The following is a 20,873-nucleotide window of genomic DNA, read 5'->3' on the forward strand; positions in this document are numbered from 1 at the left end:
TGCTGACCGGGCAGCACCGCGACGATCAGGCCGAGACGTTGCTGTTTCGCCTGATGCGCGGCGCCGGAGTGCGTGGGCTCGCCGCGATGCCGGTACAGCGCGGGCTGGGGCAAGGGTATCTGGTGCGACCCTTGCTGGGCCTTTCACGTAGCGAGCTTGAAGGCTATGCCCTTGAGAACGGCTTGAGCTGGATCGAAGACCCCAGCAATGACGACGTGCGCTTTTCACGCAATTTCCTGCGTGCGCAGGTGTTACCGTTGCTGATTTCACGGTGGCCGCAGGCGGTTTCCAGTCTGGCGCGTACGGCCAGTCATCTGGGCGAAGCTCAGCAACTGCTGAGCGATCTGGCCGAGCAGGATCTCACGGCCGCGCAAGCCACTACCCCGTTTGCCTGGCTCGGCGTGCCGGTGCTGGCCCTTGAGCCGCTTGCACGGTTGTCCGTTATCCGGCAGCGCAATGCGTTGCGCCACTGGCTGGCAGCGCTGACCCGTCTGCCGGATACCGACCACTGGGCCGGCTGGGACGCTTTGCGGGATGCGGGCCAGGATGCGCAGCCTGTCTGGCGACTGGCCGACGGCGAACTGCATCGCACCCAAGGGCATCTCTGGTGGCTGGCCGGGCCGTGGCTTCAACCTTGCGAAGGTGTTTTCAACTGGGTCGATCCCGGCCAGGTGCTGAACCTGCCCGGCAACGGACGACTTTCGATGCAGGGCGATGCGCCCTCGGGATCGCTTCAGGTGCGCTATCGTCAGGGTGCTGAAGTGCTGATGTTGGCAGGGCGTGGCCATCGCGATCTCAAGCGGCTGCTCAACGAACAGGGCGTACCTTCGTTCGTCCGCGGCAGATTGCCGCTGCTGTACCGTGATGAGCAGTTGCTGGGGGTGGCCGGTCTGTCCGGACTGGACGCTTCAGCCAATGGAAGCTGGCGTTTACAGTGGGTGACACCGACGAGCGACCAAAGTTTGAGCTGAAAGGGCCTTTCAGGTAGACTACGCTCCCTTCTTGATACAGCTTCTGTTGGTTCTTTTGAAACAACACAAGTTGCCGGTTACCAACCAGTATTTACTGGGCGATTTCTTAAAATGTGGCGCGCAATAGGCAGGCTTTCGGCCGGTCGGTTCCAACGCAGCAGTTTCGGGAGTGCACCGTGAATTTTGTCGGTAATCGGGGGCTTCGGCCTTCCTTCGCTTTCCCCGGCGGCTCTGACCGCTTTAACGCAGACTTCTAGGGTTTTTCATGACGCGCTACATCTTCGTCACGGGCGGTGTTGTTTCTTCATTGGGGAAAGGCATTGCCTCGGCTTCATTGGCGGCCATCCTGGAGGCGAGGGGGCTTAAAGTCACCATGCTCAAACTGGATCCCTACATCAACGTGGACCCAGGCACCATGAGCCCGTTCCAGCACGGTGAAGTGTTCGTCACTCACGACGGTGCCGAGACCGACCTGGACCTGGGGCACTACGAGCGGTTCATCCGCACGACCATGACCCAGAACAACAACTTCACCACCGGCCGTGTGTACGAACACGTGCTGCGCAAAGAGCGCCGTGGTGATTATCTGGGCGCGACCATTCAGGTCATTCCGCACATCACCGACGAGATCAAGCGCCGTATCATCAAAGGTGCGGGCGATGCCGACGTGGCGCTGGTGGAAATCGGCGGGACGGTGGGCGACATCGAATCGCAACCGTTCCTCGAAGCTATTCGCCAGTTGCGTTTCGAAGTCGGCGCACGCCGCGCGATGCTGATGCACCTGACGCTGGTGCCGTACATTGCAACCGCAGGCGAGACCAAGACCAAGCCGACCCAGCACTCCGTCAAGGAACTGCGCTCCATCGGTCTGCAGCCGGACGTTCTGGTGTGCCGCTCCGATCATCCGATCGACACCTCATCGCGCCGCAAGATCGCCCAGTTCACCAACGTCGAAGAGCGTGCGGTCATCGCGCTGGAAGACGCCGACACCATCTACAAGATCCCAGGCATCCTGCATTCGCAGGGTCTGGACGATTTTGTCGTCGAGCGTTTCGGTCTGCAATGCGGTGGCGCCGACCTGTCCGAGTGGGACAAGGTCGTCGATGCCAAGCTCAACCCTGAACACGAAGTCACCATCGCGATGGTCGGCAAGTACATGGAACTGCTCGACGCCTACAAATCGTTGATCGAAGCCATGAGCCACGCGGGTATCACCAATCGCACCAAGGTCAACCTGAGGTACATCGACTCCGAAGACATCGAGAATCAGGGCACCGGCCTGCTGGAAGGCGTGGACGCAATCCTGGTACCCGGCGGTTTCGGCCTGCGTGGCGTGGAAGGCAAGATCACCGCCGTTCAGTTCGCTCGCGAAAACAAGGTTCCGTACCTGGGCATCTGCCTGGGCATGCAAGTGGCGGTCATCGAGTTCGCCCGTAACGTACTGGGCTGGAAAGACGCCAACTCCACCGAGTTCGACCGCACCAGTGCACACGCTGTGGTCGGTCTGATTACCGAGTGGGAAGATGCCACCGGCGCGGTTGAAACCCGTACCGAAAGCTCTGACCTGGGCGGCACCATGCGCCTTGGCGCGCAGGAATGTCAGCTGGAGTCCGGCTCGCTGGTTCACGATTGCTACAAGAATGACGTGATCGTCGAACGCCATCGTCATCGCTACGAAGTAAACAACCACCTGCTGCCACAACTGATCGAAGCCGGCCTGAAGGTTTCCGGTCGCTCGGGTGACGGCGCGCTGGTTGAAGTGGTCGAAGCGCCGGATCATCCATGGTTCGTGGCCTGCCAGTTCCACCCGGAGTTCACCTCTACGCCGCGTGACGGCCACCCGCTGTTCAGTGGTTTCGTCAAGGCCGCTCTGGCTCAACGTCAAAAGAACGTCTGAAGGGAAAATCAGTAGATGGCTCAGAAAATCATCCGCGTCGGCTCTATCGAGATCGCCAACGACAAGCCAATGGTACTGTTCGGCGGCATGAACGTTCTCGAGTCCCGGGACATGGCCATGCAGGTCTGTGAAGAATACGTACGGGTTACCGAAAAGCTCGGTATCCCTTATGTCTTCAAGGCCAGCTTCGACAAGGCCAACCGTTCTTCGGTGACGTCGTACCGTGGTCCTGGCCTCGAAGAAGGCATGCGCATCTTCGAAGAGATCAAACGCACCTTCAACGTGCCGCTGATCACCGATGTGCATGAGCCCGAGCAGGCTGCCGTGGTTGCGGAAGTCTGTGACATCATCCAGTTGCCGGCCTTCCTGTCGCGCCAGACCGATCTGGTGGTTGCCATGGCGAAGACCGGGGCGGTCATCAACATCAAGAAAGCCCAGTTCCTGGCCCCTCAGGAGATGAAACACATCCTGACCAAGTGCCAGGAAGCCGGTAACGATCAACTGATCCTGTGCGAGCGCGGTTCCAGCTTCGGTTACAACAACCTGGTGGTGGACATGCTAGGTTTCGGCATCATGAAGCAGTTCGAGTTTCCGGTATTCTTCGATGTCACCCATGCCCTGCAGATGCCGGGTGGCCGCGCCGATTCTGCCGGTGGCCGTCGCGCTCAGGTGCTGGATCTGGCCAAGGCCGGTCTGAGTCAGGGGCTGGCGGGGCTGTTCCTTGAGGCGCATCCCGATCCCGACAATGCCAAATGCGATGGTCCTTGCGCCCTGCGTCTGGACAAGCTCGAGCCATTCCTGGCTCAGCTCAAGTCGCTGGATGAACTTGTGAAAAGTTTTCCGATCGTAGAGACCGCTTGAACAGGGTTCTCCGGTAAAGTGCCGTTCCCCGTCATTCGTGACGGGGTTGTCGCATTCAGGCCTGCCGTTTTCTGTGTCTGATTGCGCGTCTCGTTTTCCAGCTGCGTCGTTTTCGTCAATCTTGGAGTGTTTACAACAATGGCAAAAATCGTCGACATCAAAGGTCGTGAAGTTCTCGACTCCCGTGGCAATCCCACCGTGGAAGCAGATGTGCTCCTCGATAACGGCATCATCGGCAGCGCCTGCGCGCCGTCGGGTGCTTCAACCGGCTCGCGCGAAGCGCTGGAGCTGCGTGATGGCGACAAGAGCCGTTACATGGGCAAGGGCGTTCTGAAAGCGGTCGCCAACATCAACGGTCCGATTCGTGACCTGCTGCTGGGCAAGGACCCGGTAGACCAGAAGGCACTGGACCACGCGATGATCGCGCTGGATGCCACCGAGAACAAGGCAAGCCTGGGCGCCAACGCCATCCTGGCGGTGTCTCTGGCGGCTGCCAAGGCTGCCGCGCAGGACCAGGATCTGCCGCTGTACGCACACATCGCCAATCTCAACGGTACGCCGGGCGTCTATTCGATGCCGGTTCCGATGATGAACATCATCAACGGTGGCGAGCACGCCGACAACAACATCGATATCCAGGAATTCATGGTTCAGCCTGTGGGCGCCAAGACCTTCGCTGAAGGCCTGCGCTGGGGCACCGAAATTTTTCATCACCTTAAAGCCGTACTCAAGGCGCGTGGCCTGAACACCGCCGTGGGCGACGAGGGCGGTTTCGCACCAAACCTGGCGTCCAACGAAGAGGCACTCAGCGCCATCGCCGAAGCCGTTTCCAACGCGGGCTACACACTGGGCACCGATGTGACCCTGGCGCTGGACTGCGCGGCGAGCGAGTTCTACAAGGATGGCAAGTACAAGCTCAGCGAAGAAGGCGAGTACGATTCCGCCGGTTTTGCCGACTACCTGGCCGATCTGGTCAGCAAGCACCCGATCATCTCCATCGAAGACGGCCTGGACGAGTCCGACTGGGCTGGCTGGAAAATCCTCACCGACAAGATCGGCGACAAGATCCAGCTGGTCGGTGACGATTTGTTCGTGACCAACACCAAGATCCTGAAAGAAGGCATCGACAAGAAGATCGCAAACTCGATCCTGATCAAGTTCAATCAGATCGGCACCCTGACCGAAACGCTGGAAGCCATTCAGATGGCCAAGGCTGCCGGTTACACCGCCGTGATCTCGCACCGCTCCGGTGAGACCGAAGATTCGACCATTGCCGATCTGGCCGTGGGCACGTCTGCGGGTCAGATCAAGACCGGTTCGCTGTGCCGCTCCGACCGCGTATCCAAGTACAACCAGTTGCTGCGCATCGAAGAGCAGTTGGGCTCCAAAGCCGTTTATCGTGGTCGCGCCGAGTTTCGCGGCTGAGCCATAGATGGTAAAAGACGCAGGGCGTTGCGGAAAAACCGGTTCATCCGGTGCTGCCCGTAACGTCGATGCTGACGCTGCGCTGTAATCTGGAGTGATTGAGCCTGGCTTATGTCAGGCTCAATGCCCTCAGTCGTTTGTCTATTGTGTTGGCTCTGCCGTCTTTTCTACTGGGTACCTGATATTTCAATGCGCAGTCCTAACTGGTTGTTCCTCGTGCTGCTTCTGTTGCTGGCTGGCTTGCAGTATCGCCTGTGGGTGGGCAACGGCAGTCTGGCGCAAGTGGCGAGCCTTAATCAGCAGATCGCAGATCAGCATGCCGAAAACCAGGTCTTGCTGGAGCGCAATCGCGTGCTCGATGCCGAAGTCATGGAATTGAAAAAGGGACTCGAGACCGTCGAAGAGCGTGCCCGTCATGAGTTGGGCATGGTCAAGGACGGCGAAACTCTTTATCAGTTGGCACAATAATAAAAGTAGGCGTCATGAAAGATTTCCTTCCTGCCTTCTGGGCAGTGATTCCTGCAGCGGGTATCGGTACCCGCATGGCAGCTGACCGCCCCAAGCAGTACCTGCAACTGGGCAGTCTGACCATTCTCGAACACAGTCTTCTGAGTTTTCTCGATCACCCCCGGCTCAAGGGTTTGGTGATCAGCCTTGCTGCGCACGATCCTTATTGGCCCGCACTGCCCTGTGCGCTGGATTCGCGAATTCAGCGGGTCGAGGGCGGTAAAGAGCGTTCAGGGTCGGTGCTCAATGCGCTGCTGCATCTTCATGCGCAGGGCGCCAGTGACGAAGACTGGGTGCTGGTGCATGATGCAGCACGTCCGAACCTGGCCCGCAGCGATCTGGATACGCTGCTCAGCGAACTGGCGGATGATCCGGTCGGTGGCCTTCTGGCGGTCCCGGCACGCGACACCCTGAAGCGTGCGAACAGTGACGGTCGGGTGGCTGAAACGGTTGACCGCAGCCAGATCTGGCAAGCCTACACGCCGCAGATGTTTCGACTCGGCGCTCTGCACCGCGCATTGGCCGACAGTCTGGTGTCGAATGTGAGCATTACCGACGAGGCGTCGGCCATCGAGTGGGCGGGTCAGTCGCCCCGCCTGATCGAAGGTCGGTCCGATAACATCAAAGTCACTCGCCCTGAAGACCTGGAGTGGTTGCGTCAGCGCCGGAGTGAGTTCGGCCGCTAAGGTGTCGGCGCGCTATTGCCGATACTCGTCGCGCATCGCCAGTCCTTCCTTCAGATAGTCCACCAGCTTGCGAACCTTGGGCGACAGGTGCCTCTGTTGCGGATACAGCGCCCAGACCGCCGTGTTGGGCGGTTGATGCATTTCCAGCAAGGAGATCAATGCGCCGCTCGTGAGGTGTTTCTGCACATAGTAATCGGGTAGCTGGCAAAGTCCGACGCCATGCAAGGCGGCGTCCAGAACCGCCTGACCGCTGTTGCACCGCCAGTTGCCCTGTACGCGCTGGGAAAATTCACGTCCGTTCTGCTGAAGCAGCCAGGTATCGCTGCTGCCGATCAGGCAGTTGTGGCGGCTCAGTTCCGACAGGCTGTGCGGGCGGCCGTATCGCTCGATGTAAGAAGGCGAGGCGCACAGGTACATGCGCCTGGGCGCCAGGCGCGTGGCGACCAGACGCGAATCCTGCAAGCGTCCGAGTCGAATCGCCAGGTCCATGCCTTCATGAACCAAGTCGAGCGTCTCGTTGCTCAACTCAATGTCGACGCGCAAGTGGGGGTAAACGTCCATGAAGCGTGTTACCAATGGCGTGATGAAGCGCTCTCCATAAGCCACCGCGCAGGTCATGCGCAACAAGCCTTTAGGCTCGCTGGCCAGATCACCCACCGCTCTCAGCGCTTCTTCGCGTCCATCCTGCAGACGCTGACAATGATGCAAAAAAGTCTGTCCGGCCTCGGTCAGGGCGACCTTGCGTGTGCTGCGATACAGCAGGCGCGTCTGAAGTCGCTCCTCAAGACGAACGATCTGACGGCTGATATGCGACGACGAGACACCCAGGCGCTGCGCTGCCGCCGTGAACTGACCACATTCGGCCACGGCGACGAATTCGTCGAGGCCTTCCCAGCGATTGGTGTACATCGATTATCCCTGTACAGCATTAATGTTTTGCTTTTGGCCGTATTACTCGCCAATTGGCACTGTACTACACTGCGTACCTTGTTTTAGTTCGCCGGAGAAGATTGATGATCAAGTCACGTGCTGCTGTCGCCTTTGAAGCCAAGAAACCACTGGAAATCGTGGAAGTCGATGTCGCGATGCCCAAAGCCGGCGAGGTGCTGCTGCGGGTCGTGGCGTCCGGTGTTTGTCACACCGATGCGTACACCCTTTCCGGTGCTGACCCCGAAGGTATTTTTCCGTCGATCCTGGGCCATGAAGGCGGCGCTATCGTCGAAGCCGTGGGCGAAGGCGTCACCTCGGTGGTCGTGGGCGATCATGTGATTCCGCTGTACACCCCGGAATGCCGTCAGTGCAAATTCTGCCGTTCGGGTAAAACCAACCTGTGTCAGGCCATTCGCGCCACTCAAGGCAAGGGCTTGATGCCGGACGGTACAACGCGCTTTTCCTACAAAAATGAGCCGATTTTCCATTACATGGGCACCTCGACCTTTTCCGAATACACCGTGGTTCCGGAAATCTCGGTCGCCAAGATCGACAAACAGGCACCGCTGGAAAAGGTCTGCCTGCTCGGTTGTGGCGTCACCACCGGTATTGGCGCGGTACTCAATACCGCCAAGGTCAAGCCGGGCGACACCGTGGCTATCTTTGGCCTGGGCGGCATCGGTCTGTCGGCTGTGATCGGTGCGGTGAAAGCCAAGGCGTCGCGGATCATTGCCATCGACATCAACCCGGCCAAGTTCGAGATCGCCAAGCAACTGGGTGCCACCGAGTGTGTGAATCCGAAAGATTTCGACCGTCCAATCCAGGAAGTCATCGTCGACATGACTGATGGCGGCGTGGATTTCTCATTCGAGTGCATAGGCAACGTGCAGTTGATGCGTGCTGCCCTTGAATGCTGCCACAAAGGCTGGGGCGAATCGGTCGTCATCGGTGTCGCCGGTGCCGGTCAGGAAATCTCCACGCGTCCTTTCCAGTTGGTGACCGGCCGCGTCTGGCGCGGTTCGGCGTTCGGCGGCGTACGCGGTCGTACCGAACTGCCAAGCTACGTCGATATGGCGCAGACCGGGGAAATCCCTCTGGAAACGTTCATCACCCACACCATGGGTCTGGAAGACATCAACAAAGCCTTTGACCTGATGCATGAAGGCAAAAGCATTCGTACCGTCATCCACTTCTAAACAGCAGCCTGGGGCGGCAGGCTCGAACGAGCGTCTGCCGCCCTGGGTTCGGAGTCGACCATGACCCTGGAAAACATTTCCTGCCAGAAGAGCTTCGGCGGCTGGCACAAACGTTACAAGCATCATTCTCAGGTGCTGGGCTGCGACATGGTGTTTGCGGTATATCTGCCACCGCAAGCGGAGCAGGGCGGCAAGTTGCCGGTGCTGTACTGGCTGTCCGGCCTGACCTGTACCGACGAAAACTTCATGCAGAAAGCCGCAGCCCAGCGCATTGCCGCAGAGCTTGGCCTCATCATCGTTGCTCCCGACACCAGCCCTCGCGGACCCGATGTGCCGGGCGATCCGGACGGTGCCTGGGATTTCGGTCTCGGTGCCGGGTTCTACCTCAATGCCACTGAACAGCCTTACGCCCGTCATTACCAGATGCACGATTATGTGGTTACCGAGCTGCCGGCTCTGATCGAGGCTCATTTTCCGGCGTCGGAGGCGCGCAGCATCAGCGGTCATTCTATGGGCGGGCACGGTGCTCTGCTGTGCGCGCTGCGCAATCCTGGGCGCTACAAATCGATCTCGGCGTTTTCACCCATCAGCAATCCGATGGACTGTCCCTGGGGGCAAAAAGCGTTTTCCCGTTACCTGGGCGAGGATCGCTTGCGCTGGCGAGAATGGGATGCCAGCGTACTGATCGCCGAAGCCACGGAGAAGCTGCCGATTTTGGTTGATCAGGGTGATCGGGATGATTTTCTCGTCAATCAACTCAAGCCAGAAACATTGGTACAGGCCGCCAAGGCCACGCAACACCCACTCACATTGAGAATGCAGCCGGGGTACGACCACAGCTATTTCTTCATATCGAGCTTCATCGAAGATCACCTGCGTCATCACGCCAGTGCCCTGTACGGTTGAAGGTTCGGTCCAGACCCTCGCCGCTGGCGTCTCTGGCAAACCTAATCTGTGCCAAAGCAGGTAGAATCACGCCCTGACTTTTTTCAGGGCGTTTTTTTATGCGTATTGGCCACGGCTATGATGTGCACCGTTTCGCTGAAGGCGACTTCATTACCTTGGGCGGGGTGCGGATTGCGCACGGTTTCGGTCTTCTGGCCCACTCCGACGGTGACGTCCTGCTGCATGCGTTGAGCGATGCGCTACTGGGTGCCGCGGCGCTGGGTGATATTGGCAAGCATTTCCCCGATACCGACCCGCAGTTCAAGGGCGCGGACAGTCGAGTGCTACTGCGCCATGTGCTCAAACAGGTACAGGGCAAAGGCTGGAAGGTCGGAAACGTCGACGCCACCATCGTCGCCCAGGCCCCTAAAATGGCGCCGCACATCGATGCCATGCGCGCACTGATTGCCGAAGATTTGCAGGTCGAGCCGGATCAGGTCAACGTGAAGGCCACCACCACCGAAAAGCTCGGCTTTACAGGCCGTGAAGAAGGCATCGCGGTACATGCTGTCGCATTGTTGCTGCCCGCATGACCGAACTGGAACTGTTGGGCCCGATGGCCTATGGCGATGCGTTGGGAAGCGCCGTTCTCAAGGCGACTGCCGAAGATTTTCAGGTCGACGAAGTGCTTGATATCCCGTTGTCGGGCGATGGTGAGCATCTATGGCTGTGGGTCGAGAAACGCGGTCTCAATACCGAAGAAGCCGCACGTCGTCTGGCCCGCGCTGCCGGTGTGCAACTTCGCACGGTCAGCTATGCCGGCTTGAAGGACCGGCAGGCGCTCACCCGTCAGTGGTTCAGCATTCAATTGCCGGGCAAGGCGGACCCTGATCTGTCGGCGGCGCAGGACGAGACACTGCAGATCCTCAAGAGCAGCCGTCACAAGCGCAAATTGCAGCGCGGCGCACATGCCGCCAATGGTTTCACGTTGCGCCTGACTCAACTGCAGGCTGACCAGGACGCGCTGAATCAGCGTCTCGAGTTGATCGCCCGTCAGGGTATTCCCAATTATTTTGGGGCTCAGCGTTTTGGCTATCAGGGTGGCAATCTGGGCGAGGCCCGCGATTACGCGTCCCGCCAGGCGCTGCCCGAGCAACGCGCGGTGCGTTCGCGTCTGCTGTCCACGGCTCGTAGCTACCTGTTCAATCAGGTGCTGGCGGCGCGGGTGGCCGACGGCAGTTGGCAGCGCGCGCAAGTTGGAGATCTGCTGGCCTTCACCGACAGCCGCAGCTTTTTTCCTGCCGGTGTCGATGAGTGCAGCGATCCACGGCTGGCGATTCTCGATCTGCATCCAACCGGTCCGCAGTGGGGCGCAGGTCCTTCGCCCGCTTCGGGCGCGACCTCCGAACTGGAAAATGCCGTTGTCGCCGATCATCCGGCGCTTCGCGACTGGCTGATCAGAGCGGGAATGGAACACGAACGTCGCATCCTGCGGCTGCCCATTGGGCGGCTGACGTGGCATTATCCCGAGCCTGACATTCTGCAACTGGAATTCGTCCTTCCGCCTGGATGCTTTGCCACCGTATTGGTGCGTGAGCTCGTCGATCTGGTGCCGGTTGGGCAGACGGACAGCCCATGCGTATTCTGATTTCAAACGATGACGGGGTCAGTGCGCCCGGTCTTGCGGCGCTCTATGCGGCGTTGGCGGACTACACTGAATGCGTGGTTATTGCCCCCGATCAAGACAAGAGCGGTGCGAGCAGCTCGCTGACTCTGGACCGGCCTCTGCATCCGCAGACGCTGGCCAACGGTTTTATCAGCCTGAACGGCACGCCGACCGACTGCGTTCATCTGGGGCTCAACGGGCTGCTGGAGCGTGAACCGGACATGGTGGTTTCAGGCATCAATCTGGGCGCCAACCTGGGCGACGATGTGCTGTATTCCGGCACGGTCGCCGCTGCGCTCGAAGGGCGCTTTCTGCAGCGGCCTTCGTTTGCGTTCTCGTTTCTGTCGCGTCAGCCGGACAATCTGGCCACAGCTGCGCATTACGCACGCCTGCTGGTCGAGGCGCACGAGCAACTCGATCTGCCGCCGCGCACGGTGCTGAACGTGAACATTCCGAACCTGCCGCTGGAGCACATTCGCGGCATCCAGCTGACCCGGCTGGGCCATCGCGCCCGGGCTGCGGCACCGATCAGGGTGGTCGATCCACGCGGGCGGGCGGGTTACTGGATCGCCGCGGCTGGAGACGCCGAGGACGGCGGCGCGGGCACCGATTTTCATGCCGTCATGCAAGGTTACGTTTCTATTACGCCGCTGCAACTGGATAGGACCTATCAGGATGGATTCGGCAGCCTGAACACCTGGCTGGAGGGCCTGCGCTGATGTCACGCGAGCAAGATGATCTGTTACGTCGCGGGATCGGGATGACCTCGCAGCGCACTCGCGAGCGCTTGATTCAGCGCCTGTACGAAGAAGGTGTATCGAACAACCATGTGCTGGACGTGATTCGCAAGACGCCTCGGCACCTGTTCGTCGACGAAGCGCTGGCGCATCGTGCCTATGAGGACACCGCGTTGCCCATCGGGCACAACCAGACCATTTCCCAGCCGTACATGGTTGCTCGCATGAGTGAGCTCCTGCTGGCGGCGGGGCCGCTGGACAAGGTCATGGAGATCGGAACTGGTTCTGGCTATCAGACTGCGGTGCTGGCGCAACTGGTCGAGCGGGTATTCTCGGTCGAGCGTATCAAGATGCTGCAGGATCGCGCCAAGGAGCGTCTGGTCGAACTGAACCTGCGCAACGTGGTGTTCCGCTGGGGGGATGGCTGGGAAGGATGGCCGGCGCTGGCACCCTACAACGGCATCATCGTCACTGCGGTCGCAACCGACGTGCCGCAGGCCTTGCTCGATCAATTGGCTCCGGGCGGGCGACTGGTCATACCGGTCGGGTCGGGCGAGGTCCAGCAACTGATGCTGATCATCCGCGAAGAAAATGGCTTTTCGCGACACGTACTGGGGGCTGTGCGGTTCGTACCGCTGTTGAACGGACCCCTTGCCTGAAAAACGCCAGAGGTCACGAGTGAATTCTGGCGCCTGTCATCGGTCTACAACCGTCTGTTCATGAGAACGATGGCAAAATTGCATCGAATCGCGGACCGGATCTGTCATAACACCGTTTTAGATGCGTTTAAGCACTGGCTGCCCGCCGTTCTTGCGGCACAATAGGCATCTTTGAATTCAGTCACCAGTAAAGGGAGTGGCGGGTGAGTCACACAGTCATTCAGCAGCTCAGGTCTTCAAGAAGTTATCAGCGTCTGTTGATTGGCATTGCGCTCAGTGTCCTCTTGGTCGGCTGCTCGAGTTCGCCTTCAGGTGGCGTGCGCGTGGTCGATCGAAACGGTAACGCGGTGGCTCAACGTCCGACGGTCACGACGGGTCAGTATGTGGTGAAACGCGGTGACACGCTTTTTTCCATTGCCTTTCGTTACGGCTGGGACTGGAAAGCGCTGGCTGCCCGCAACCAGATCCCCGAGCCCTTCACCATCAAACCGGGTCAGACGATTCGCTTTGACGGGCGCTCCTCTTCAACGCCAAACGTCGTTTCTGCGCCTGCGACAGGACGTCCGGTGACCAGCACCTCCACCACGACCAGCAATTCCGGCTCGGTGAAAACCACTGTAATGTCCAAGCCGGTTGCGGTTGTACCTGTGGTCATACCGCCTTCAGCAACCACCGCGACAGGCCCGGCGGGCAAGTCTCCGAGCGGTTGGACCTGGCCATCGAGCGGCATATTGATAGGGAAATTTTCCTCAAACGGTAGTTTGAATAAAGGAATTGATATCGCCGGTGATTTGGGACAGCCTGTTTTGGCAGCGTCTGATGGTTCAGTTGTTTACGCCGGAAGTGGATTACGGGGCTACGGCGAATTGATCATCATCAAACACAGCGATACCTACGTCAGCGCCTACGGTCATAACCGCAGGCTTTTGGTACGGGAAGGGCAGCAGGTCAAGGCAGGGCAGACGATTGCCGAAATGGGGTCAACAGGAACTGACCGGGTGAAACTGCATTTTGAGATTCGCCGACAAGGTAAACCTGTAGATCCGCTGGAATTCTTGCCACGTCGTTGATTGTTGCCAGCCTGTTCCTGGCGCAGAAGGAACAGGCTCAAGCGTTGCCACGGATATAGGCGTCGCTGGAGCTTGAGGTCGAACTCACCAAAGGACTATAACAATGGCTCTTAGCAACGAAGCGCCGGAGTTTGACATCGATGATGACGTGCTCCTGATGGAATCTGGCATTGTCCTGGAGCAGTCGCCTAACGAGAAGCAGTCGTCTACTGCCGCCTCGGGCCGCGCAAAGGCCAAGCCGTCGTCATCGCTCAAACAACACAAATATATTGATTACACTCGGGCGCTCGACGCTACCCAGTTGTATCTCAATGAAATAGGGTTCTCTCCTCTGTTGTCCCCGGAAGAAGAAGTGCATTTTGCGCGGTTGTCGCAAAGTGGGGATCCGGCCGGGCGCAAACGCATGATTGAAAGCAATCTGCGGCTGGTGGTGAAAATCGCCAGACGCTATGTCAATCGTGGGCTGTCATTGCTTGACCTTATCGAAGAAGGCAACCTGGGTTTGATCCGGGCTGTCGAAAAATTCGATCCTGAACGCGGTTTCCGTTTTTCTACCTACGCGACATGGTGGATTCGTCAGACCATCGAGCGTGCGATCATGAATCAGACCCGGACCATCCGGTTGCCGATTCACGTCGTCAAAGAGCTGAACGTCTACCTGCGCGCTGCCAGGGAACTGACGCAGAAGCTCGATCATGAGCCGTCTCCTGAAGAAATCGCCAACCTGCTGGAAAAACCGGTGGGTGAGGTCAAGCGCATGCTTGGGCTCAACGAGCGTGTCTCTTCGGTCGACGTATCGCTTGGCCCTGATTCGGACAAAACGTTGCTCGATACGCTCACCGATGACCGTCCTACAGACCCTTGCGAGTTGCTGCAGGATGACGATCTTTCGCAGAGTATCGATCAATGGCTTTCAGAGCTGACCGAAAAGCAGCGCGAGGTTGTCATACGCCGCTTCGGTCTGCGAGGGCATGAGAGCAGCACACTTGAAGATGTCGGGCTGGAGATCGGGCTCACGCGTGAGCGTGTCCGGCAGATTCAGGTTGAGGGTCTCAAGCGCCTGCGTGAGATTCTCGAAAAAAACGGTCTGTCCAGCGAGTCGCTCTTCCAGTAGAAATCCTCTGACCGCGTCACAAAAGCCGACATGAACAGCACTGTTTATGTCGGCTTTTTATATGATGCGTATCATTAAAAGTCGTGCGCTACTTTCCGGATCACAGCGATTGAATACCCACAGGATGTACGTCATTGCGTACAGCGGGTGTAGGTGATCAAGTGTTTATAAGTGAGATTTCATGCAGGTCACACGTGCTTGTTTATTTAACTCATTGATATACAGGATTTTATAAAACGAGCCCGGCGGCAGCGGAAATATTTTGGCGTGCTTGGCCAGTTGATCCTTCGCGTCAAATCTCTACTATCAGGGCTGTGCCAACGGATCGGTACAGGCTTTCACGGACGAGAGCCAAGGACATCGCAGGAGGCGATTCATCAGGACGATGAAAAAGGATTACAGGGATTAAGGAAAAATGTGGGCGGGTCATACCGCCCCTTTTTATATGCGTTCCACCGGATTCAAGATGCAAAAAAGGCCCTCTCTCGAGGGCCTTTTTCGTTGTCTGGATTCTAGCGTTCCAGATCTGCAATCTTGCCTGTCTTGCCGTCCCATTCTTCTGCGTCTGGCAACGCGTCTTTCTTCTCGGTGATATTCGGCCATACCTCGGCAAGCTCGGCGTTGAGCTCGATGAAGTTTTCCATGCCAGCCGGAATCTCGTCTTCCGAGAAGATCGCCTGGGCGGGGCATTCAGGCTCGCACAGTGCACAGTCGATGCACTCGTCCGGGTGAATCACCAGGAAGTTCGGGCCCTCGTAGAAGCAGTCCACCGGACAGACTTCCACGCAGTCGGTGTACTTGCACTTGATGCAGTTGTCGGTGACGACGAAGGTCATTTCTAATTCTCTCCTCAGGCGGCTGCGGCAGAGCCCTTCCAGACAGGGTTGCCAGGTTCGGGACGGTTCCCGGCCCTATGAAAACACGTGCTTTTGATGAGCGGCCTTGAGGCAGTCTGACTGCATCGCCTGCCACCCATCCTTGGTTCGCTGCGTCTTCACGCGGCTTGAACGGCTACTCGACCAGGCTAAAAGTCGAGCGCATCCCAGACCGCGCGGGATTCTAACAGCATGTAACGGCTCGCGTCACAGTCGAGTTTGCAATGTGTATAGCAAATCCAGCGCCTGACGCGGCGTGAGATCGTCGACCTTGACCTTCGACAGTTCATCGAGCACCGGGTGAGGCAGGCTGGCGAACAGATCGCTTTGCATCGGCGCTGCCTGCTTTCCCGGTTTGGCGCGCGGCTGCTCGTGGGGCAGGCTGGTGGTCTCAAGGCGCTGCAAATGCTCTTTGGCGCGGGTGATGACTTTGCCTGGAACCCCGGCCAACTGTGCGACTGCCAGGCCGTAGCTTTGACTGGCAGGTCCTGGCAGAACCCGATGCAGGAATACGATTCGCTCGTTGTGTTCGGTAGCATTCAGATGCACGTTGCTGACCAGTGGTTCGCTTTCCGGCAGAACGGTCAACTCGAAATAGTGAGTGGCGAACAAGGTGTAGGCGCGCAACTGGGCGAGGCATTCTGCCGCAGCCCAAGCGAGGGAGAGGCCATCGAAGGTGCTGGTCCCGCGGCCGACTTCGTCCATCAGCACCAGGCTGCGGTCGGTCGCGTTGTGCAGGATGTTGGCTGTCTCGCTCATTTCCACCATGAACGTCGAGCGCCCGCCCGCCAAGTCGTCGCTGGAGCCGATCCGCGTGAATATCCGGTCCACCAGTGACAGCTCGCATTGAGCTGCAGGTACGAAACTGCCGATATGGGCGAGCAAGACAATCAAGGCCGTCTGGCGCATGTAGGTCGATTTACCGCCCATGTTCGGACCGGTGATGACCAGCATGCGCGTGCTGTCGTCCAGTGCCAGATCATTGGCCACGAAGGGCGTCGACAACACCTGCTCGACCACCGGGTGACGACCTTGTTCGATGCGCATGCAGGGCTCGGCCACAAATCTCGGGCAATTGAGGTCGAGATTCAGTGCGCGTTCGGCGAGGTTGCTCAGCACATCCAGCTCGGCCAACGCTGCCGCGGTGTCCTGCAGCGGCGCGAGATGGCCGATCAGGTCCTCGAGCAAGGCTTCGTAAAGCATTTTCTCTCGAGCCAGCGCGCGACTTTTGGCCGACAGTGCCTTGTCCTCGAACTCTTTGAGTTCCGGCGTGATGAAGCGCTCGGCACCTTTGAGCGTCTGGCGGCGAATATAGTCGGCGGGCGCCTGCTCGGCCTGTTTGCTCGGCAGCTCGATGAAGTAGCCGTGCACGCGGTTGTAGCCGACTTTCAGGTTGGCCAGCCCGGTGCGGGCTTTCTCGCGCGCTTCCAGATCGATGAGGAACTGGCCTGCGTTCTCGCTCAGTGATTGCAGCTCGTCGAGCTCAGCGTCATAGCCGGTCTTCAGCACGCCGCCATCGCGAATCACCGCAGGCGGGTTATCGATGATTGCTCTCTGCAGGAGGTCGGCCAACTCGGGATAAGTGCTGGCGGTGCGAGCCAGTTGCTGCAAATGTGGCGCTTCCAGTTCACTCATGGCCTGTTGCAGTTCAGGCAGTGCGCTCAAGGCATCGCGCAGGCGGGCAAGGTCGCGTGGTCGGGCGTTGCGCAGGCCGATACGAGCCAGAATCCGCTCGATGTCGCCGATCTCTTTAAGCTGCGGTTGCAGGCTTTCGAACCGGTAACGCTCCAGAAAACAGGTGATCGAGCTTTGACGTGCCTGCAGAATTGTCAGGTCGCGTAGCGGGCGATTCAGCCAGCGCGTCAGCAGGCGTGTGCCCATCGCGGTCTGGCAGCGGTCCATGACCGACTGCAGGGTGTTGTCGCGTCCGCCCGAAAGGTTGGTGTCCAGCTCAAGGTTGCGACGGCTGGCGCCATCCAGAATCACCGTTTCGTCCAGACGCTCGTGCCTCAGGCTGCGCAGGTGCGGCAGGGCGGTGCGCTGGGTTTCCTTGGCATAGCTGAGCAAGCAGCCTGCTGCGCCAATGGCCAGGGTCAATGTCTCGCAGCCGAAGCCTTTGAGGTCCTGCGTCGCAAATTGTTGACACAGACTTTTATGCGCCGAGTCGCGCTCGAAATCCCATGGCGCGCGACGGCGTGAGCCGCGACGCTTCTCTGCGGGCAGGCCTTGTGGCCAGTCATCCGGAATCAACAGTTCGACCGGATTGATGCGTTCAAGCTCGGCGAGCAGGTTTTCCCAGCCCTTGATCTCAAGCACGCTGAAGTTGCCGCTGGTGATGTCCAGCACGGCGAGACCGAACAGGCGTTCGTCACCGAGCACGGCAGCAAGCAGATTGTCCCGGCGCTCATCGAGCAACGCCTCATCACTGATGGTGCCTGGTGTAATGATGCGCACGACCTGACGATCAACCGGGCCTTTGCTGGTGGCGGGGTCGCCGATCTGTTCGCAGATCACCACCGATTCGCCCAGTTTTACCAGCTTCGCCAGATAACCTTCGGCTGCGTGGTAGGGGATGCCGCACATGGGAATGCTCTGGCCCGCTGACTGGCCCCGCGCCGTGAGCGTAATATCCAGCAACTTGGCGGCTTTTTTGGCGTCTTCATAGAAGATCTCGTAAAAGTCGCCCATGCGATAGAACATCAGCTGGTCTGGATGCTGGTTCTTCAGCTTCCAATACTGTTGCATCATGGGTGTGTGCGAAGAGAGGTCGGAAATTGCTTTATTCATCAGTAGGTTAGGCAAGTTCTTGAGAAAAGTGGGGCAAACTTCGAGGTGCGACGTGCGATCCCTCCGTGTACTGAGGGATGTCTGTCGAGTGTTTGCGATGGGCGCAAGGTTATCACGCACATTGCGCGGGCGCAGTTCCGGTTTGGTGAATGCTCAATCGTGACCCCGGGTTTCAGGACGACCCTGGATGTCCGGTTGCTGTATAGACTTCGCAAACCGCCACCGATCGTCGGACGCGGAATATGAAAAAGGACTTTTATATGGTGAACAAACGAGCAAGGGATTCTGTAAACGGGCGCTTCATACCGTTGGAAGAGGCGAAGCGCAGGCCAAGGGAAACCACTGTCGAAACGGTGAGAAAGCCGGTCTCGAAAGATAGACGGCGGCCATGATCAGGCAAGCGGCTGTTCATGCGGCCGCTTGTATTCACGATTGGATCTTTACGGACCGTCAGGTTCGAACAGGAAGGTACTGTGGATGAAATCACCCGGCTTGCCGCCTCGCTTGGCAAGCTCCTCCAGTCAATCGGCGCTCAGGTGACCACTGCGGAGTCCTGTACGGGAGGCGGTATCGCTGAGGCCATTACGCGCATCGATGGCAGCTCCGGCTGGTTCGAGGCCGGCTACGTCACGTACTCCAATAGTCAGAAAACCCGACAGCTGGATGTCCCGCATGGGCTCTTCAGCACCGACGGTGCGGTCAGTCAGCCGGTGGTGGAAGCCATGACCCGGGGCGCGCAACTCAAGAGCGGTGCCCGGTTCGGCGTGGCAGTCAGCGGTGTGGCCGGGCCGGGCGGTGGTTCGGTGGACAAGCCGGTGGGCACGGTCTGGATCGCCTGGGGCGATGGCGATCGGCTCGTTACTCGGCGCTGTCTGTTCGACGGCGACCGCGAGCAGGTACGCCGACAAACGGTAAAGGCCGCGTTAGAGGGGCTGATCGAGCTTGCTGGCGCAGAAAAGCCAAAACAGGGGTAGGCGAGCGTCGATCCCTGTGGAATAATACTGTCTACTTATACAGGTGTTGTGGCCATCAAGGCCCTAATTGAATTTGATTACGTGAGGACTTCAATGGACGACAACAAGAAGAAAGCCTTGGCTGCGGCCTTGGGTCAGATCGAGCGTCAGTTCGGTAAAGGTGCCGTGATGCGCATGGGTGACCATGACCGTCAGGCAATTCCTGCCATCTCCACCGGTTCGCTTGGTCTGGATATCGCACTCGGTATTGGCGGTCTGCCAAAAGGCCGGATCGTTGAAATCTACGGTCCTGAGTCTTCGGGTAAAACCACCCTGACACTGTCTGTCATCGCTCAGGCCCAGAAAATGGGTGCAACCTGTGCGTTCGTCGATGCCGAGCACGCGCTCGATCCCGAGTACGCGGGCAAGCTGGGCGTCAATGTCGACGACCTGCTGGTTTCGCAGCCGGACACTGGTGAGCAGGCGCTGGAGATCACCGACATGCTGGTGCGCTCCAATGCCATCGACGTGATCGTGGTCGACTCCGTCGCCGCACTCGTGCCGAAGGCCGAGATCGAAGGCGAGATGGGCGACATGCACGTAGGTCTGCAGGCGCGTCTGATGTCGCAGGCGCTGCGCAAGATCACCGGTAACATCAAGAACGCCAACTGCCTGGTGATCTTCATCAACCAGATCCGTATGAAGATCGGCGTAATGTTCGGCAGCCCGGAAACCACCACCGGTGGTAACGCGCTGAAGTTCTATGCATCGGTACGTCTGGACATCCGTCGCACCGGCGCGGTGAAGGAAGGCGACGAAGTGGTCGGCAGCGAAACCCGTGTCAAGGTCGTGAAGAACAAAGTGGCTCCGCCGTTCCGTCAGGCTGAGTTCCAGATCCTTTACGGCAAGGGCATCTACCTCAACGGCGAGATCATCGACCTGGCCGTGCTGCACGGTTTCCTCGAGAAGTCCGGCGCCTGGTACAGCTATCAGGGCAGCAAAATCGGTCAGGGCAAGGCCAACTCGGCCAAGTTCCTGGCGGATAATCCGGAAATCGGCAACGCCCTCGAGAAGCAGATTCGCGACAAGCTGCTGACACCTGGTGTCGATACCAAGGCAGTCGGTTCCCGCGAAGCAGCAGTAGCCGATGACATGGCCGAAGCAGACGCCGATATCTGATATCCATGTCTGCCGTGCTTGATACACCCGTCGCCGTAAGGCGCACTGCAATGGACCTGCTCGCACGACGCGAGCACGGTCGGGTCGAGCTGACGCGAAAGCTGCGTCAGCGCGGCGCCTCTCCCGAACACATCGAAGCAGCGCTTGACCGTCTGGTCGAAGACGGTTTGCTGTCCGAATCCCGTTACCTTGAAAGTTTTGTCTCCTACCGGGCGCGCTCTGGCTATGGACCGGTACGTATCCGGGAAGAACTGAACCAGCGCGGTTTGCAGCGTCCTGATATCGAACAGGCACTCAGAGAGTGCGGCGTTGATTGGCAAGAAAAACTTCAGGAAACCTGGCAGCGTAAGTTTGGCGGAAAGATGCCTGCCGATGCGCGTGAGCGTGCCCAGCAAGGGCGCTTTCTCAGCTATCGAGGTTATCCGTTGGACCTGATCGGCCGCCTGTTGAGCGGCCGTGGCGGGGATGACTGAAC

At 58.9% G+C, this 20,873-nt stretch carries 20 protein-coding genes; 17 read left to right on the plus strand and 3 right to left on the minus strand.

The genetic code is table 11. The features are described 5' to 3' along the window. The 6 genes from tilS to ispD form a co-directional block, all read left to right on the plus strand. Nucleotides 1–971, plus strand: a 971-nt coding sequence (gene tilS, locus BZK31_RS22640; RefSeq protein WP_102136520.1) for a tRNA lysidine(34) synthetase TilS, incomplete at its 5' end; no start/stop codon positions are given. Between the two features lie 265 nt (nucleotides 972–1,236). After that, complete coding sequence (locus BZK31_RS22645) at nucleotides 1,237–2,868, plus strand: CTP synthase (RefSeq protein ID WP_083185539.1); 1,632 nt, start codon at nucleotides 1,237–1,239, stop codon at nucleotides 2,866–2,868. Between the two features lie 15 nt (nucleotides 2,869–2,883). After that, a complete protein-coding gene (gene kdsA / locus BZK31_RS22650; RefSeq protein WP_083185540.1) occupies nucleotides 2,884–3,729 on the plus strand; it encodes a 3-deoxy-8-phosphooctulonate synthase in 846 nt (281 codons plus the stop codon). A 138-nt stretch (nucleotides 3,730–3,867) separates the two neighbouring features. Next, nucleotides 3,868–5,154, plus strand: coding sequence for a phosphopyruvate hydratase (gene eno, locus BZK31_RS22655; RefSeq protein ID WP_083185541.1), 1,287 nt, complete (start codon nucleotides 3,868–3,870; stop codon nucleotides 5,152–5,154). A gap of 189 nt (nucleotides 5,155–5,343) precedes the next feature. Then, on the plus strand, nucleotides 5,344–5,622 hold the full coding sequence (gene ftsB, locus BZK31_RS22660) for a cell division protein FtsB (RefSeq protein ID WP_083185542.1): 279 nt from the start codon (nucleotides 5,344–5,346) through the stop codon (nucleotides 5,620–5,622). Nucleotides 5,623–5,636: 14 nt separating this feature from the next. Continuing rightward, nucleotides 5,637–6,347, plus strand: a complete 711-nt coding sequence (ispD, locus tag BZK31_RS22665) for a 2-C-methyl-D-erythritol 4-phosphate cytidylyltransferase (protein ID WP_083185543.1) — start codon at nucleotides 5,637–5,639, stop codon at nucleotides 6,345–6,347. 12 nt (nucleotides 6,348–6,359) lie between these two features. Here the strand turns inward: ispD and BZK31_RS22670 are convergent, their stop codons facing one another. Further along, entirely contained in the window at nucleotides 6,360–7,256 is an 897-nt protein-coding gene (locus BZK31_RS22670; RefSeq protein ID WP_083185544.1) for a LysR substrate-binding domain-containing protein, read from the minus strand. Between the two features lie 104 nt (nucleotides 7,257–7,360). Between BZK31_RS22670 and BZK31_RS22675 the strand changes: the two genes are divergently transcribed. The 8 genes from BZK31_RS22675 to rpoS all read left to right on the plus strand — a co-directional run bounded on the left by BZK31_RS22675 (nucleotide 7,361) and on the right by rpoS (nucleotide 14,604). Continuing rightward, nucleotides 7,361–8,473 (plus strand): S-(hydroxymethyl)glutathione dehydrogenase/class III alcohol dehydrogenase, encoded by a 1,113-nt coding sequence (locus tag BZK31_RS22675; protein WP_083185545.1) that lies wholly within the window; start codon nucleotides 7,361–7,363, stop codon nucleotides 8,471–8,473. Nucleotides 8,474–8,533: 60 nt separating this feature from the next. Continuing rightward, nucleotides 8,534–9,379, plus strand: a complete 846-nt coding sequence (gene fghA / locus BZK31_RS22680; RefSeq protein WP_083185546.1) for an S-formylglutathione hydrolase — start codon at nucleotides 8,534–8,536, stop codon at nucleotides 9,377–9,379. 98 nt (nucleotides 9,380–9,477) lie between these two features. After that, on the plus strand, nucleotides 9,478–9,951 hold the full coding sequence (ispF, locus tag BZK31_RS22685; RefSeq protein WP_083185547.1) for a 2-C-methyl-D-erythritol 2,4-cyclodiphosphate synthase: 474 nt from the start codon (nucleotides 9,478–9,480) through the stop codon (nucleotides 9,949–9,951). Next, nucleotides 9,948–11,006, plus strand: a complete 1,059-nt coding sequence (gene truD / locus BZK31_RS22690) for a tRNA pseudouridine(13) synthase TruD (RefSeq protein WP_083185548.1) — start codon at nucleotides 9,948–9,950, stop codon at nucleotides 11,004–11,006. Before ispF ends, truD begins: the two co-directional genes overlap by 4 nt. Then, on the plus strand, nucleotides 10,994–11,743 hold the full coding sequence (gene surE, locus BZK31_RS22695; RefSeq protein WP_083185549.1) for a 5'/3'-nucleotidase SurE: 750 nt from the start codon (nucleotides 10,994–10,996) through the stop codon (nucleotides 11,741–11,743). Before truD ends, surE begins: the two co-directional genes overlap by 13 nt. Nucleotides 11,744–11,784: 41 nt before the next feature. Further along, nucleotides 11,785–12,420 carry a protein-L-isoaspartate(D-aspartate) O-methyltransferase gene (locus tag BZK31_RS22700; protein WP_208617227.1) on the plus strand — a complete coding sequence of 212 codons (636 nt, stop codon included), beginning with the start codon at nucleotides 11,785–11,787 and terminating at the stop codon, nucleotides 12,418–12,420. 203 nt (nucleotides 12,421–12,623) lie between these two features. After that, nucleotides 12,624–13,490 (plus strand): peptidoglycan DD-metalloendopeptidase family protein, encoded by an 867-nt coding sequence (locus BZK31_RS22705; RefSeq protein WP_083185551.1) that lies wholly within the window; start codon nucleotides 12,624–12,626, stop codon nucleotides 13,488–13,490. Between the two features lie 103 nt (nucleotides 13,491–13,593). Next, nucleotides 13,594–14,604 carry an RNA polymerase sigma factor RpoS gene (rpoS, locus tag BZK31_RS22710; protein ID WP_083185552.1) on the plus strand — a complete coding sequence of 337 codons (1,011 nt, stop codon included), beginning with the start codon at nucleotides 13,594–13,596 and terminating at the stop codon, nucleotides 14,602–14,604. A gap of 512 nt (nucleotides 14,605–15,116) precedes the next feature. On the opposite strand, the gene fdxA is transcribed toward rpoS, so the two are convergent. Further along, nucleotides 15,117–15,440 carry a ferredoxin FdxA gene (gene fdxA / locus BZK31_RS22715; RefSeq protein WP_083185553.1) on the minus strand — a complete coding sequence of 108 codons (324 nt, stop codon included), beginning with the start codon at nucleotides 15,438–15,440 and terminating at the stop codon, nucleotides 15,117–15,119. A gap of 246 nt (nucleotides 15,441–15,686) precedes the next feature. Continuing rightward, entirely contained in the window at nucleotides 15,687–18,254 is a 2,568-nt protein-coding gene (mutS, locus tag BZK31_RS22720) for a DNA mismatch repair protein MutS (protein WP_167378087.1), read from the minus strand. 485 nt (nucleotides 18,255–18,739) lie between these two features. Between mutS and BZK31_RS22725 the strand changes: the two genes are divergently transcribed. The 3 genes from BZK31_RS22725 (at nucleotide 18,740) to recX (ending at nucleotide 20,871) form a co-directional block, all read left to right on the plus strand. Further along, nucleotides 18,740–19,240, plus strand: a complete 501-nt coding sequence (locus BZK31_RS22725; protein WP_083185555.1) for a CinA family protein — start codon at nucleotides 18,740–18,742, stop codon at nucleotides 19,238–19,240. 93 nt (nucleotides 19,241–19,333) lie between these two features. Then, entirely contained in the window at nucleotides 19,334–20,398 is a 1,065-nt protein-coding gene (gene recA / locus BZK31_RS22730; RefSeq protein WP_083185556.1) for a recombinase RecA, read from the plus strand. Nucleotides 20,399–20,403: 5 nt separating this feature from the next. Next, nucleotides 20,404–20,871 carry a recombination regulator RecX gene (gene recX, locus BZK31_RS22735; protein ID WP_083185557.1) on the plus strand — a complete coding sequence of 156 codons (468 nt, stop codon included), beginning with the start codon at nucleotides 20,404–20,406 and terminating at the stop codon, nucleotides 20,869–20,871. The last annotated feature ends 2 nt before the right edge of the window (nucleotides 20,872–20,873 follow it).

It is taken from the genome of Pseudomonas floridensis, assembly GCF_002087235.1.
Taxonomy (GTDB): Bacteria; Pseudomonadota; Gammaproteobacteria; order Pseudomonadales; family Pseudomonadaceae; genus Aquipseudomonas; species Aquipseudomonas floridensis.